The 14337-nt window shown below is 73.4% G+C and carries 12 protein-coding genes; 7 read left to right on the top strand and 5 right to left on the bottom strand.

Annotated features, from left to right (window positions below; all coding sequences use genetic code 11):
* Positions 1 to 19 precede the first annotated feature (19 nt).
* A complete protein-coding gene (locus NUV38_RS03590) occupies positions 20 to 601 on the top strand; it encodes a hypothetical protein (RefSeq protein ID WP_257727794.1) in 582 nt (193 codons plus the stop codon).
* 534 nt (positions 602 to 1135) lie between these two features.
* Positions 1136 to 2317: a tRNA dihydrouridine synthase DusB gene (gene dusB / locus NUV38_RS03585; protein ID WP_257727793.1), complete on the top strand. Its 1182-nt coding sequence runs from the start codon at positions 1136 to 1138 to the stop codon at positions 2315 to 2317.
* Here dusB and NUV38_RS03580 read toward each other — a convergent pair.
* On the bottom strand, positions 2258 to 3679 hold the full coding sequence (locus NUV38_RS03580) for a PH domain-containing protein (protein WP_257727792.1): 1422 nt from the start codon (positions 3677 to 3679) through the stop codon (positions 2258 to 2260). The two genes, dusB and NUV38_RS03580, sit on opposite strands and share 60 nt — an antisense overlap.
* Complete coding sequence (locus NUV38_RS03575) at positions 3666 to 4178, bottom strand: PH domain-containing protein (RefSeq protein ID WP_257727791.1); 513 nt, start codon at positions 4176 to 4178, stop codon at positions 3666 to 3668. The genes NUV38_RS03580 and NUV38_RS03575 overlap by 14 nt, the downstream gene beginning before the upstream one ends.
* A gap of 161 nt (positions 4179 to 4339) precedes the next feature.
* On the opposite strand from NUV38_RS03575, the gene NUV38_RS03570 reads away from it, so the two are divergent.
* From NUV38_RS03570 to NUV38_RS03560, 3 genes are read left to right on the top strand one after another with little or no spacing between them, the layout of a single operon-like run.
* Positions 4340 to 4540 (top strand): hypothetical protein, encoded by a 201-nt coding sequence (locus NUV38_RS03570; protein WP_055967237.1) that lies wholly within the window; start codon positions 4340 to 4342, stop codon positions 4538 to 4540.
* 58 nt (positions 4541 to 4598) lie between these two features.
* Complete coding sequence (gene smc / locus NUV38_RS03565) at positions 4599 to 8195, top strand: chromosome segregation protein SMC (protein ID WP_257727790.1); 3597 nt, start codon at positions 4599 to 4601, stop codon at positions 8193 to 8195.
* Positions 8192 to 8656, top strand: coding sequence for a thioesterase family protein (locus NUV38_RS03560; protein WP_308219642.1), 465 nt, complete (start codon positions 8192 to 8194; stop codon positions 8654 to 8656). The genes smc and NUV38_RS03560 overlap by 4 nt, the downstream gene beginning before the upstream one ends.
* Here the strand turns inward: NUV38_RS03560 and NUV38_RS03555 are convergent.
* Genes NUV38_RS03555 through NUV38_RS03545 form a run of 3 tightly spaced genes read right to left on the bottom strand, consistent with a single transcriptional unit; the run spans position 8649 to position 12246 of the window.
* A complete protein-coding gene (locus tag NUV38_RS03555) occupies positions 8649 to 9656 on the bottom strand; it encodes an ABC transporter ATP-binding protein (RefSeq protein WP_257727789.1) in 1008 nt (335 codons plus the stop codon). The genes NUV38_RS03560 and NUV38_RS03555 overlap by 8 nt on opposite strands.
* Positions 9647 to 11200 carry an iron ABC transporter permease gene (locus NUV38_RS03550; RefSeq protein ID WP_257727788.1) on the bottom strand — a complete coding sequence of 518 codons (1554 nt, stop codon included), beginning with the start codon at positions 11198 to 11200 and terminating at the stop codon, positions 9647 to 9649. Before NUV38_RS03550 ends, NUV38_RS03555 begins: the two co-directional genes overlap by 10 nt.
* Positions 11201 to 11202: 2 nt before the next feature.
* Positions 11203 to 12246 (bottom strand): iron ABC transporter substrate-binding protein, encoded by a 1044-nt coding sequence (locus NUV38_RS03545; protein WP_257727787.1) that lies wholly within the window; start codon positions 12244 to 12246, stop codon positions 11203 to 11205.
* Positions 12247 to 12355: 109 nt separating this feature from the next.
* Here NUV38_RS03545 and NUV38_RS03540 point away from each other — a divergent pair, with 109 nt between their 5' ends.
* Both NUV38_RS03540 and NUV38_RS03535 read left to right on the top strand, forming a co-directional pair.
* A complete protein-coding gene (locus tag NUV38_RS03540; RefSeq protein WP_257727786.1) occupies positions 12356 to 12967 on the top strand; it encodes a response regulator transcription factor in 612 nt (203 codons plus the stop codon).
* 74 nt (positions 12968 to 13041) lie between these two features.
* On the top strand, positions 13042 to 14325 hold the full coding sequence (locus tag NUV38_RS03535) for a sensor histidine kinase (RefSeq protein WP_257727785.1): 1284 nt from the start codon (positions 13042 to 13044) through the stop codon (positions 14323 to 14325).
* Positions 14326 to 14337 lie beyond the last annotated feature (12 nt).

Raw genomic sequence — 14337 nt, 5'->3', positions numbered from 1 at the left:
CCAGGGCCACAATCGTCCCGTGAGCACGCGCACCGGTCCCGTCGCCGCCTCCGTCCTGGTCCTGGCGCTGGCCGCCGCCTGCTCGTCCGCGGACGAGACACCGCCGGTGCCCACGCCGAAGGGCTTCGACGTCCCGGCCGGCGTCACGCTCACCCAGCCGGGCACGTCCCTCGCCCTCGGCAAGCCCGCGACGGTCGTCCTGGATCTCGGCGACGGTGCGGCGAGCGCGGTCACCGTGATCGTCGACGAGGTGCGCAAGGGCACGCTCAAGGACTTCCGGTTCTTCAGCCTCGACGAGCAGAGCTCGACCGCGACGCCCTACTACGTGGACCTCACCGTCCGCAACGAGGGGCCGGCCGGTCTGGGTGGGTCGTCCCTGCCCGTGCTGGCGCACTCCAGTGCCGAGACGGTGTACCCGGCGAGCGAGCTGGTCGGCGACTTCGAGCCGTGCCCGTCGTCGGCGCTGCCGGGCCGCTTCCTGTCCGGCGCCTCCGCCACGCTGTGCTTCATCTACCTCGTGCCGAAGGGGGAGAGCCTCCGGACCATCGACCTCCAGCCGTCGGACGCCTCCTCGGCGGTGCGCTGGAAGCCCTCGGCCTGATCGGCGTCCGTCCGGGTCGACCGGCCGACGATTGACTTTTCCATGTTCTTTCTGCTGTTCAGGAAGTTCTTTTCACCGGGGTGTTCCGTTGTCGGGCGCACTGTGCTCAAGATGGGCGAGGATCACGCGTCGACCAGGGGCACGCAGATCTGCTGGGAGCATCGACGACGCTCGTCGACCCGGACCGGCGGCGAGCTCGTCGGTGCTCCCAGACCTGGGGTGCTCGCACCCGGCCCTGGCACAACTGAACTCGGGGTCGTAGGCCAGGGCCCCACACGAGCCTCCTCGTGGGACACGCCCACGGCAGGCGAGCGGCGCCGGACGACTCTCCCATTCGCCCGGCCTGTACGCCGCCCGCCATCGCCGCCGGGACCGGGGCCACTCCCGCTCCGGCCCATCGGGCCCCTGTTCACGAGGAACCCACCAGGGTCGGCGTCCGGCGACGGTCGGACGCCGACCCTGCGTGCTGTCCCGTGCGCGAGCGACGAGGGCGGCCAGGGATGGACGAGGGCGGCCAGGGATACTGGAGCTCTCATGACCGTCACCGACCCGAGCGCCGCGCCAGGACTCCGCGAGCCCACCGCCCTGCGCCTGGGCGACCTCGAGGTCGACGTCCCGGTGGTCCTGGCGCCGATGGCGGGCGTCACCAACGTGGCGTTCCGGCGGCTGTGCGCCGAGCAGGGTGCCGGGCTCTACGTGTGCGAGATGATCACGTCGCGCGGGCTCGTCGAGGGTGACGCCACCAGCCTGTCGATGCTGACGTTCGCCGACAACGAGACCGTGCGGTCGGTGCAGCTGTACGGCGTCGACCCGGTGGTGATGGGTCGGGCCGTCGAGATCCTCTGCGCGGACCACGGCGTGGAGCACGTGGACCTGAACTTCGGCTGCCCCGTCCCCAAGATCACCCGCAAGGGCGGCGGGGCCGCGCTGCCCTGGAAGGCCGGACTGCTCGGACGGATCCTGGAGGAGACGGTCCGTGCGGCGCAGCCGTACGGCGTGCCGGTCACCATGAAGACCCGTCTGGGCATCGACGAGGACCACCTGACGTACCTCGACGCCGGCCGGATCGCCGAGGACGCGGGCTGCGCCGCCATCGCCCTGCACGGGCGCACCGCGGCGCAGCACTACTCCGGGCAGGCCCGGTGGGAGGCGATCGGCGAGCTCAAGGCCGCGGTCGGCATCCCGGTGCTCGGCAACGGCGACATCTGGGAGGCCACCGACGCCGCGCGGATGATGGCCGAGACGGGCTGCGACGGCGTCGTCGTGGGTCGTGGCTGCCTGGGGCGGCCGTGGCTGTTCCGCGACCTCGCCGCCACCCTGGGCGCCGACTCCGCGGGTGGAGCACCCACGCCGACCCTGCCGAGGCTCGGCGAGGTGGCTGCCGTCATGCGGCGACACGCCGAGCTGTTGGGGGACTGGCTGGGGGAGGAGCGCGGCTGCATCGAGTTCCGCAAGCACGTCGCCTGGTACCTCAAGGGCTTCGCAGCGGGCTCGCGGATCCGGACGGAGCTCGGCGGCGTCTCGTCGTACCGGTCGCTCGACCGGCTGCTCGGCGACCTGGACCCCGACGAGCCCTACCCGGTCTCCGAGCTCGGGACGCCGCGCGGACGTCAGGGCAGTCCGCGCAAGGTGGCCCTGCCCGACGGATGGCTCGGGTCACGCGAGGTCGTCGGTGCCGTCGATCCCGCGGCCGAGGACGCCACCAGCGGCGGCTGACCCGACGTCGGCTCGGGCCGACCGGGCCGCGTGGACCGCGTCGAGTGCGACCTCCCGAGCGACCGTGCCCGCCAGGTGATGGACGTCGACGTCGACGGGTCCGTCGGGTGTGTGCAGCTCGACGGTGGCGACGCCGAGACGCCGCTGCAGCGGTCCTTGCCGCAGCGCGATCGACTGCACCTTGGCGTGGGGGGCGCTGCTGGTCCGCCGTGCCAACCAGCCGGTCGACGACGTCGCGCGCCGCCTGCCCAGGTCGATCCAGCGGTAGCGCCAGCCGACCGGGGCGAACGGCCACGACCGCCGGCTCGCTCGGACCGGCCCGGGCCGGTCGACCTCGTCGACGGCCGACTCGGGAACGAGCTCGTCGACCAGGGCGGCGGCCAGGGCACGGTCCGCGATGGGCAGCAGGGTGGTCTCGCGAGCCGCCTCGTCGCCGGTGCCGCTGCCGGCGACGTCGACCTCGAGACGGCACCAGCCGAGCGACCGCCAGAGGATCGGCTCGACCACGGCGATGCCCTGCACCCGCGCGAACGGGATGGTCTGCGAGGTCAGGGACAGCAGGCCCCGCTCGATCCGCAGACCGTGCGGGGTGCGCCAGAGGGTGAAGCCCCACTCCGCCACCACACGCCGGGAGATCAGCTGGACCGCCCACGAGAGCGCCGGGAGCACGCCCCCGAGGAGCACGAGCGGCGCGCCGAAGCCGACGGAGGCCAGCACCACGGCGGCGACGGCCGCCAGCGCAGTGAGCAGGTCCAGGCTCAGGAGGGCGCCGAGCAGCGTGCGCTCCGGGGTGACCCTGGTGATGAGGTCGCGATCGTCCAGCGCCTCGACGGGGTCGGCGTCGTCGGCAGCGCCACCGTGCGCCCGCCTCAGGAGCAGGCGACGGACGTCGTGGGCCTGGTCGAGCGGGAGGAACTTGACGACGAGCCGCGACTCGTCCCCTCCGGCCAGCTCGATCCGCACCTCGGCGAGGCCCACGACCCGGGCCAGGAGCGGTTCGGCGACGTCGACGGCCTGGATGCGCTCGAACGCGGCACGGCGCGACCGACGGTTCAGGACGCCGCTGTCGATGCGCACCTCGTCGTCGTCGACGACGTAGCGGGTGAACCACCAGGACACGAAGCCTGCGGCCTGGCCGAGCAGCAGGCCTCCGCCGAGGACGCCCAGCAGGGCGGCCCACCACGGCACGCCGTCCCAGCGGTCCCCCTGGAGGTAGGAGGTGCCGATCGCGATCACCGCGGCCCCGGCCCACAACCCACCCTGCACCGCACCGGTGAGGGGGTGGGTGCGGCTGCCGACGGTCGGCAGGGCGGTGTCCGGAGAGCCGGTGGTGGCGGCCTCGACCGGCTCAGACCCCGCCATCGCGCGCCTGCCCGAGCTCGGTGAGCCGGTCGCGGAGCAGGCGCGCCTCGTCGGCGGGGATGCCGGGCACGACGGCCGCGGTCTCGGTGCTGGCCGTGTGCAGGGAGACGCGGGCGATGCCCAGCCGTCGCTCGACCGGCCCGCCCTCGACGTCGACGAACTGCACGCGGCCGTAGGGCACCACCACGAGTCGCCGGAACATCACGCCCGAGGTGACGAGCAGGTCGTCCTCGGACTCCGCCCAGCCCCAGGACCGACGGTTCCGCTCGGCCCACCACCAGGTCGTCGCGGCGGCCACGGCGGCGCACGCCGCCGCGACCCCGAGCCCGGTCGTCACGAGCACGTGGGCGTCGACGGCCGCGGACGTCACGGCACCCGCGGCGAGCACGACGACGAGGACCACGATCGGGGTGACGAGCACGATGCGGCGGCGCGTCGTGAGGGCGGGGGAGACAGGACGCCAGGTCTCGGCGACGGGCCGGAAGAGAGAGGCGTCCACGCCCTGCAGCCTAGGCGCAGGCGGGGCAGGCGCAGGGGAGGCCCGAGGTTTGACCCGGCCGCGGTCGCGGTGGGACACTGGTAGACGCAGCCGCTGCTGTACCCCAGTCCCGCCGCCCGGCACTCGCGCCGGAGCCGCGACCTTCCTGCGGAGGATCATCCATGGCCAAGGCTCTCGTCGGATTCGTCGGTGGACCGACGCTCGACCAGCTGAACGAGGTCGCGCGGCTGCGTCGACGCGTCGCGGACCTCGAGGCCGAGGTGCTGCGGCTGAACACCGAGAACGACGGTCTGCTCAAGACCCTGTCCGAGCGGGTCGACCAGGTGACCGCGGGCGACCTGCTCGAGCCGCTCTCCCGCTGATCCCGGCGCCCTCGCTCGCCTCCGAGGGCCGGACACGACGACGCACTAGGGTGGTCGCGTGTACCTGAAGAGCCTCACGCTGCGCGGTTTCAAGTCGTTCGCGTCGAGCACCACCCTGGAGCTCGAGCCCGGCATCACGTGCGTGGTGGGGCCGAACGGCTCCGGCAAGTCGAACGTCGTGGACGCCCTCGCCTGGGTCATGGGCGAGCAGGGTGCCAAGTCCCTGCGCGGCGGCAAGATGGAGGACGTCATCTTCGCCGGCACCTCCGGCCGCCCGCCGCTCGGCCGCGCCGAGGTGGTCCTCACCATCGACAACACCGATGGTGCACTGCCCATCGAGTACAGCGAGGTCACGATCTCGCGGACCATGTTCCGCAACGGCGGCTCGGAGTACGCGATCAACGGCACCAGCTGCCGCCTGCTCGACGTCCAGGAGCTGTTGAGCGACTCGGGCATCGGTCGCGAGATGCACGTGATCGTCGGGCAGGGGCAGCTCGACTCGGTGCTGCGGGCCACCCCCGAGGACCGTCGCGGCTTCGTCGAGGAGGCCGCCGGTGTGCTCAAGCACCGCAAGCGCAAGGAGAAGGCCCTGCGCAAGCTCGACGCGACGCAGGGGAACCTGACGCGTCTGCAGGACGTGCTCACCGAGCTGCGTCGCCAGCTCAAGCCGCTGGGCCGCCAGGCCGAGGTGGCACGACGTGCCGTCACCATCCAGGCCGACGTGCGCGACGCGCGGGCCCGCCTGCTCGCCGACGACATCGTCACCGCACGATCCACGATCGCCGAGGAGATGGCCGACGAGGCCGCCCTCAAGCAGCGTCGGTCGGCGGTGGAGCACGCGGTCGCCGTCGCGCGCCAGCAGGAGACCGAGCTCGAGGACCGGCTGCGCGAGGACTCGCCGGCGCTGTCGGCCGCCCAGGAGACCTGGTACGCGCTGTCAGGGCTGCGCGAGCGCATGCGCGGCACCGCCGGCCTCGCCAACGAGCGGATCCGGCTGGCTGCCGTGGAGTCCGACGACCGGCCGTCCGGTCGTGACCCCGAGGAGCTCGAGGCCGAGGCCCGACGGGTCGAGGAGCAGCACCAGGCCATGACGGCGTCGGTCGCCGAGGCACGGGCCGCGCTCGAGACCGCCGTGGCGGCGCGCGGCGAGGCCGAGACCTCCTACGGCGAGGAGGAGCGACGGGTCGCGGGCCTGCTGCGGGCCGCGGCCGACCGCCGAGAGGGTCTCGCGCGCCTGCACGGACAGGTCAACGCGCTCAAGAGCCGCGCCGAGGCCGCCGACGCGGAGGTGGCCCGCCTGCGCTCGGCGCGCGACGAGGCCCTCCAGCGCTCCGAGGAGGCACAGAAGGCGTTCGCCGTGCGCGAGAGCGAGATCGCCGGGCTGAGCCAGGGCGAGTCCGGGCTCGACGAGGCGCTCGAGTCGGCCGAGGCCGCGCTGGCCGACGCCGAGGCGAAGGCCCGCGAGATCACGACGGTGGAGCAGGAGGCGAGCCGCCGTCAGGCAGGTCTGGCCGCTCGTGTCGAGGCGCTGGAGGTGGGCCTGGCGCGCAAGGACGGTGCGGGCGCCCTGCTGGCGGTCTCCGACGAGATCAGCGGGCTGCTCGGCTCGGTGGCCGCGCTCATCACCGTGCGCCCCGGCTTCGAGGCCGCGATCGCCTCCGCGCTGGGGTCCGCCGCGGACGCCGTGGCCGTCGACCACCTCGACACCGCCGTCACGGCGATGGAGCTGCTGAAGACGGAGGACCTCGGTCGGGCCGGGCTGCTGCTCGGCGGTGACACCGAGCTGGACGACACCGGGTGGCCGGGGCTGCCGGACGGCGCCACCTACGCCGTCGACGTCGTCGACCCGCCCGCCACCTTGCACGCGGCGATGCGTCGGCTGCTGTTCAAGGTCGCGGTCGTCGACGACCTCGCGGCCGCCAAGGCGTTGGTCGCCCAGGCGTCCGACCTCACGGCGGTGACGCGCGACGGGGACATCCTCGGGGCGCACTACGCCTCGGGAGGCTCGTCGTCGCAGCAGAGCCTGCTCGAGGTCCAGGCCGCCATCGACCAGGCGCGCGAGGAGCTGGGTGAGGCCGACCGGCAGCTGGAGACGCTTCGCTTCGATGCGCAGCGCATCGCGCAGGAACGTGCTGCGGCGCAGGAGCGGGTCGATGCGGCGATGGAGAAGCTGCACGAGTCCGACGCGGAGATGTCGGCCGTCGCGGAGTCCCTCGGCCAGCTCGGGTCGACGGCCCGCGCGGCCAAGGGTGAGGCCGAACGGCTGACGGCGGCGATCGCGTCGGCCCAGGAGGCGCACGAGCGCGACCTGGGCGGCCTGGCCGAGCTCGAGGACCGCCTCACGCAGGCGGAGGAGGCGCCGGAGGAGGAACCCGACACCTCGGCGCTGGAGGAGCTCGCCGAGCTCGCGTCGACCGCGCGTCGCACCGAGACGGAGGCGCGGCTGGCGCTGCGTACGAACGAGGAACGGGCCCGTGCGCTCGAGGGCCAGGCAAGTGCGCTGGTGGCGTCGGCGGCTGCCGAGCGCGAGGCGCGCATCCAGGCCCGGCTGCGGCGTGAGCAGCAGCTGCGCGAGGCCGAGACGGCGCGCGCGGTGCTCGCGGTGAGCGACGTCGCGCTCGCCCGGCTCGAGACCACCATCGCCGAGGCGGCGGCGCTGCGCGCCGAGATCGAGCAGTCGCGCTCGGGCCGTGAGACGGAGCTGCGCGACGTGCGCGCGCGGCTGCGGACGCTGGCCGAGGAGCTCGAGGGTCTCACCACCTCCGTGCACCGCGACGAGATGGCTCGGGCCGAGCAGCGGCTCCGCCTCGAGGCGCTCGAGGCGCGCGCGCTGGAGGAGCTCGGCGTCGAGGTCGAGGCGCTCGTGGCCGAGTACGGTCCCGACCAGCTGGTGCCGCCCCCCGCGCCCGAGGTGGTCGAGGCCACCGACGACGCCGTCGCGAGCACCGGTGACGCGGACGACCCGGAGGCCGAGCCGGAAGGTCGGCCGTTCGACCGGGCCGAGCAGACCAAGCGGTTGCGGGCCGCCGAGCGGGCCATGGCCATGCTCGGCAAGGTCAACCCCTTGGCGCTCGAGGAGTTCTCGGCGCTCGAGGAGCGTCACCAGTTCCTGTCCGAGCAGCTCGACGACCTGAAGCGCACCCGGCAGGACCTGCTCGACATCGTGGCCGACGTCGACGAGCGGGTGCAGCAGGTCTTCAGCGAGGCCTGGGCCGACGTCTCGCGCGAGTTCGAGGGAGTCTTCTCCCGGCTCTTCCCCGGCGGCGAGGGTCGTCTGCTGCTCACCGACCCCGACGACCTGCTCACGACCGGCATCGACGTCGAGGCGCGCCCGCCCGGAAAAAAAGTCAAGAGGCTGTCGCTGCTCTCCGGTGGCGAGCGGTCGCTCGTGGCCGTCGCGTTCCTCGTGGCGCTGTTCAAGGCCAGGCCCAGCCCGTTCTACATCCTCGACGAGGTCGAGGCGGCACTCGACGACACCAACCTCGGGCGTCTGCTCGAGATCTACGAGGAGCTGCGCGCCAACTCCCAGCTCATCGTCATCACCCACCAGAAGCGCACGATGGAGGTCGGCGACGCCCTCTACGGCGTGTCCATGCGCGGTGACGGCGTGACGACGGTGATCAGCCAACGACTGCGTGAGGACGAGATGGCGTGAGCCAGAAAGATCGAACGCCGGCCGACGACGGAGCCGACGACGGAGCCCGGCGGCGCGATGATTTTCCCGTCGTGCGACGCATCTCCACACGGTGGGAGGACGAGGACGTCTACGGACACGTCAACAACGTCGTGTACTACTCGTTCTTCGACACGGCGGTGAACGGCTACCTCATCGACGCGAGCGGCACCGACATCCGCACCCTGGACGCGTACGGGGTCGTGGCCGAGACGGGGTGCCGGTTCCTGCGCGAGCTGCGCTTCCCCGGCGACGTCGAGGTCGGCCTGCGGGTGGACCGGCTGGGGACGTCGAGCGTGGTCTACGAGATCGGCCTGTTCCAGGGCGCGGCACCCGAGCCGGCCGCGATCGGACGGTTCGTCCACGTGTACGTGACCGGCTCCGAGCGCGCGGTCACGCCGGTGCCTGACGTCGTCCGCGCGGTCCTCGAGCCGCTCACCTGACGCGACGGGCGCGGGTGGCCCGCACCGTCAGCGCCGCACCGACCGGTGGTGGCGTGACGTCGGTGCGCATGAGGACCCGCCGGCCCGGCAGGTCGAGCTCCACCAGCCACTCGTGACCGCGGTACGAGCGGCGTGCGACGACCGCCGAGGTCGCAGGGTCGTCGACGTCGTCGACCACCACGTGCTCGGGCCGGACGACGAGTCGTGCGCCGTCGTCGCCGTCGATCGTCGCCGACGCGACCAGCGGGTCGTCCTCGTCGAGCACGGTGGCCTCACCGAGGAAGGTAGCGGTCCACGCGTGCTCGGGCTCGCGGTAGAGCATCTCCGGCTCGGCCTGCTGCAGGACCGTCCCGTCGTCCATGACGGCCACCTCGTCGGCGAGGGTCAGGGCCTCGGCCTGGTCGTGCGTGACGAGCAGGGCCGTGGCCTTCTCGGTCGCCAGCAGCTCGCGCACCTCGTGGCGCAGGTCGTCGCGCAAGCGGGCGTCGAGCGCGGAGAACGGCTCGTCGAGCAGCACGAGGGCAGGGCTCGGCGCCAGGGCGCGGGCCACGGCGACCCGGTGCTGCTGGCCGCCGGACAGCTCGTGCGGGCGGCGGTGGGCGAGCGCGGCGAGACCGACGAGGTCGAGGAGGTGGGAGATCCTGTCGTGCGAACCGCGGGGCAGTCCGAAGCCGACGTTCGCCGCGACGTCGAGGTGCGGGAACAGCGCTGCCTCCTGCGGGACGAGGGTGATCGACCGGTGGTGCGTGGGCACCGTTGCTCCGGGCGCGTCGAGCGGTCGTCCGAGCAGGGTGGTGCTCCCCGAGCGGGTGGGGTGCAGACCGACGACGCAGCGCAGCAGCGTCGTCTTGCCGCAGCCGCTCGGCCCGACGAGCGCGACGAGGGTCCCCGTGGGCACCCGCAGGTCGACACCCTGCAGCACGGCTGCGTCGTCGTACCCGGCGACGAGGCCGGAGACGACGAGCCCGCCTGCCACGGGGTCCATGTCGGTCACTCCCATCGGCGGGCATCCCAGGACGTCGGTCGGGACAGCAGGAACGCGGGGATCGCGGCGAGTGCCACGACGGCGAGCGCGTAGGGAGCGGCGGCCCCGTACGCCGCCGAGCTCGTGCGGCTCCAGACCTCGGTGGCGAGGGTGTCGAGACCGGTGGGCCGCAGCAGGAGCGTCGCCGGGAGCTCCTTCATGACGGTCAGCATGACGAGCAGCGCACCTGCGGCGACTCCGGGAGCCGCGAGGGCGCCGGTGGTGCGGACCTGGGCCGGCAGGGGGTGCCGACCGAGGCTGCGTGCCACCTCCGACAGCACCGGTGGGACGAGCGCCACGCTGGTGCGCGTGGCGCCGACGGCCTTGGGCAGGAACAGCACCACGTACGCGAGCACCAGCACCACGACGCCCTGGTAGAGCCCGGGAACCACGCGCAGCGAGAAGTACACGAGCGACAGGGCCACGACGATGCCCGGCAGCGCGTGCCCGGCGAAGGCGAGGCTCTCGACGAGAGCCACGAGCCGGCCACGGTGCCGGGCTGCCAGCACGCCGACAGGAACGGCGAGGACCACCACGGCGAGGGCGGCGGCCATGCCGAGCAGGGTCGTGGTGAGGATCGCCGAGAGCAGCTCGCCGACGTCGAGGGGGCGCGCGGTCCCGGCGGCGAGACGCCTGAAGAGGGCCAGGATCGGGACCCCGACGGCCAGCACGGGGACGACGAGCAGGCTGCCCGCCACGAGGACGGTGGGCACGGGTCCCCGTCGGACCGGGCGCGGGGGAGCGGCGGTTCCCCGCCCGGTGCGCCATCGCTCGCCACGACCGCGCACCAGCCGCTCGAGCGCCACGGTCCCGACGGCGAGCAGCACGAGGAGCAGCGCGAGGACGACGGCCTGCTCCCTGCCGACGAACGAGCCGTACTCGCGCGAGATGGCGACCGTGAACACGTCGAGGCGCAGCATGGCGACGGCGCCGAAGTCGGACAGGACGTACAGCGCCACCAGGAGCGTGCCCGCCGTCGCCGCGGGGAGCACCTGGGGGAGCACGGTGCCCGTCCAGGCGCGGAACGGAGGTCGACCGAGGGTGCGCGCGACGGCAGCTGCGTCGGGATCGACACGACGCAGCGCTGCGGCCACGGGGAGCGTGACGTACGGCGTGCACACGAGCGAGAGCACGAGCCAGGAGGGCCAGAAGCCGGTCCAGCCCGGGACCGTGGTGAGCCAGCCGAAGGCGGCGACGTACGACGGCACCGCGAGCGGGATGGCCGCGAGCACCCACCACACGCGGCCGCCGGGCAACCTCACCGCCGACGTGGCCACCGCCGTGGCGAGCCCGACCAGCAGGGCCGTGACGCACACTGCCGCCGCCAGCCCGACGCTCGCTCCGAGCAGCGAGTACGTCCGTGTGCGCCCGAGGCTCTCGGCGAACACGTCCGGACCGATCTGTACCCCGCGGACCAGCAGGTAGCCGAGCGGGAGCGCGGCGACGGCCCCGCCCACTCCTGCTGCGAGGAGCAGGAGCGGGCGGGGTCGGTGTGCCGGGCGGATCCGGTCCGAGGTCACGGTCAGGAGAGTCCGGCGTCCTGGATCATGCGCACCGTGGCCTCGAGGTCGGCCAGGTCGGAGAGGTCGATGTCCGGCCCCTGGAGGTCGGCCAGCGCGGGCAGGCCCTCGGGCGCGTCGATGCCCTCCACGAGCGGGTACTCGTAGGTGTTCTCGACGAAGTACGTCTGGCCGGCGTCGGACAGGAGGTACTCGACGAACGCTGCCGCGTCGTCGTGGTCGGACAGGATGCCCGCACCGGTGACGTTGACGAGCGCGCCCGGGTCGCCGGCCTTCGGGAACGTCAGCTGCGCGCGCATCTGGTCGGCGCCCACCTCGGCGGCCGTCTGGAACCAGTAGTAGTGGTTGATCAGGCCGAGGTCGAGCTGGCCGGTGTTGACGGCCTCGAGCACGGCGCCGTTCTTCTCGTACGACTGGTAGTCGTTGGCGGCCATGCCCTCCAGCCACGCCTGGGCCGCAGCGTCGCCCTGGGAGACACGGAAGCCCGTGACGAAGGCCTGGAAGGACGCGTTGCCGGGCGGGAAGCCCACGCGGCCCTTCCACTCCTCGTCCGTGAGGTCGGCGACCTCGTCGGGGACGTCGGCCTCGTCGAGCGTCTCGCTGTCGTACGCGATGACGCGGGCGCGACCGGTCACGCCCACCCACGACCCGTCGGTGGAGGTGAGGGACGCCGGGACCTTGTCGGTCAGGTCCGCGTCGAGGTCGCTCAGCAGGCCCGCCTCGGAGAGTGCGCCGAGGGCGCCGGCGTCCTGGGACAGGAAGACGTCGGCGGGAGTGGCGTCACCCTCCTCGAGGAGGGTGGCGGTGAGCTCCGGGGTCTCGGCGTAGCGCGCCTCGACCTCGATCCCGGTGTCCTTCGTGAACTGCTCGACGAGCGGCGAGACGAGTGCCTCGTCGCGGCCGACGTAGACCACGAGCGGCCCGTCGTCGTCGTCGCCCTGGTCATCGCTCGAGCCGCCGCAGGCGGAGAGCACGAGCACGAGGACGGTGAGGGGGAGCGCGACGCGCGCGCCGCGGCGCCGCGGACGAGGGAGGGGGGTGCGCATGCAGGGGTCCTTGGTCGGAGTGATGAAGCAAGGCGAGCCTAAGTAAGGTGAGCCTGTCCATCACTCCCTAACCTAGGGGGGTCTGATCGACCGGGGGTCAGGAGGCGGCATGGGTGGCATCGAGCGGGTGCTGGTGGTCGACGACCACCAGGTCTTCGCCGACTTGGTGTCCGTGGCGCTCGAGAGCGACCCCACGATGCGCTGCGTCGGATCGGCCGCGACGGTCGAGGACGCCCGGCGGCTGGCCGCGGAGCTCCGCCCGGACCTGGCACTCGTGGACGTGCGCCTGCCCGACGGCGACGGCCTCGACCTCGCTGCGGAGCTGCTGGCCGCCCGACCGGAGCTGCGCGTGGTCGTGCTCACCGCCTACCCGCGTGCGGACCTGGTGGAGCGGGCCCGAGCGGTGGGCGTGGCCGCGCTGCTGGCCAAGGAGCTGTCCCTGACCGAGCTCCTGGCCGCGTTGCGCGACGCGCGCCCCGACGCCCCGGTGCTGGTGGAGCTGCAGGAGCCGCAGCACGGCCTGACCCGTCGTGAGCTCGAGGTGCTGGAGCTGTTGGGCGAGGGATCGGACGTGCGGGCCATCGCCCGCACGCTCGGCATCAGTCCGCACACCACGCGTGACCACGTGAAGAACGTGCTCGCCAAGCTGGGAGCGCGCACGCAGCTCGACGCCGTGGTGATGGCGGCGCGCAGCGGCATCCTGAGGATCGGCGCGCCCTAGTGGCGCCCAGCGGCACGGACGTGCGGCGGCGGGGGCGAAGGCCCCGGGTCCCGTTCGAGGCGGAGGGGAGTCCCGTGCGCGGCGCGGTGGTCCGCTACGTGGTAGGCGCGTCGATCGTGCTGGTCCTCGTGGTGACGGTGGCCGTCGTGGTCGCGGGCCGGATCGCCACGCGGGAGGCGCTCGACCATGCGGAGCTGGACGCCCGCACGCTGGCCGAGCAGTACGTCGCACCCCTGGGTGTCGACGCCCTCGACCCGGTGGGGGAGCGTGGCCGGCTCGACGACGCCTTCCTCGGCCGGGTCGACCAGGGAGCGTTGCGGCAGGTCAAGATCTGGGCCGACCTCGGTGAGGGTCGCGGACGGATCGTCTACTCCGACAACCGCCTGTACCAGGGTGCCGAGGTCGAGCTGGGCGAGGAGTACGCCCTGTTCGCGTCGGGACGGGCGGTGGCGCGTCGGGTGGAGCCGGCGGCCGACGGCCCGCAGCCGTATCCGGAGGGGACGTACGAGGTGTCCGTGGGGTTCCGTGACGGCCGCGGCACGCCGTTCCTGTTCGAGGCGTACCTGCCGACGCCGGCCATGGCGTTGAGCCGGAGCGAGCTGCTCCGGCAGTGGTTGCCGGTGGTCGTGGGGTCCCTGCTGCTGTTCGCGGTGGCGACCTTGCCGCTGGCGGTCGGTCTGGCGCGGCGGGCCGGTGCGGCGGAGTCCGACCGGCGGCGCCTGGCACAGCGTGGGCTGCGTGACGCCCTGTCCGACCGACGTCGGATGGCGCAGCGCCTCCACGACGGCCCGGTGCAGGAGCTGTCGGGTGCGGCGCTCGTGCTGGACAGCGTCGATCGTGGGGGGCTCTCGGCGTCGGACGCAGCTGCGCTGGATCGGGCCACCCGGGTGCTGCGCGACGGCGTGGGTGAGCTGCGTTCGGTGGGCGACGACCTGTTTCCTGACGCCGTGTCCGCCGAGGGCCTGCGGGCGGCGGTGGACGAGCTGGGGCGTGGCTCGGGCGAGGTCGGGCTCGAGGTGGCGGTGCAGGTGGACACGGACCTGGGTCTCGACGCCGACACGTCGTTCCTCGTGTACCGGGTCGTGCGGGAGGGGTTGCGCAACGTCGTGCGGCACGCGGAGGCGCGATCGGCCTCCGTCGAGGCGACGCAGGTCCTCGACTCCTCGGTGCCCGGGGTGCGCGTGACCGTGACCGACGACGGCGTGGGGCTTCGCGGCGACGTGCGCCACGGGTTGGGCCTCCGCCTGCTCGCGCACGAGGTGCACGGTGTCGGCGGGACGTTGCGGCTCGCGCCGGCCGGGGGCGGCACCGGGGGAGCGAGCCTGGAGGTGTGGCTTCCGGCGAACCTGCCGGACTGAGGCCTGGGCCGA

Source organism: Aeromicrobium sp. 50.2.37 (genome assembly GCF_024655735.1).
Classification (GTDB): Bacteria; Actinomycetota; Actinomycetes; order Propionibacteriales; family Nocardioidaceae; genus Aeromicrobium.
Note: the sequence above shows the minus strand (reverse complement) of the source record. Positions and strands in the feature narration are given on the sequence as shown.

What these genes read in the sequence shown, in the direction of transcription:
- NUV38_RS03545 (WP_257727787.1), bottom strand. Translation starts at nt 12,246, where the DNA reads ATGCGCACCCCCCTCCCTCGTCCGCGGCGCCGCGGCGCGCGCGTCGCG.
- NUV38_RS03570 (WP_055967237.1), top strand. Translation starts at nt 4,340, where the DNA reads ATGGCCAAGGCTCTCGTCGGATTCGTCGGTGGACCGACGCTCGACCAG.
- dusB (WP_257727793.1), top strand. Translation starts at nt 1,136, where the DNA reads ATGACCGTCACCGACCCGAGCGCCGCGCCAGGACTCCGCGAGCCCACC.
- NUV38_RS03580 (WP_257727792.1), bottom strand. Translation starts at nt 3,679, where the DNA reads ATGGCGGGGTCTGAGCCGGTCGAGGCCGCCACCACCGGCTCTCCGGAC.
- NUV38_RS03540 (WP_257727786.1), top strand. Translation starts at nt 12,356, where the DNA reads ATGGGTGGCATCGAGCGGGTGCTGGTGGTCGACGACCACCAGGTCTTC.
- NUV38_RS03555 (WP_257727789.1), bottom strand. Translation starts at nt 9,656, where the DNA reads ATGGGAGTGACCGACATGGACCCCGTGGCAGGCGGGCTCGTCGTCTCC.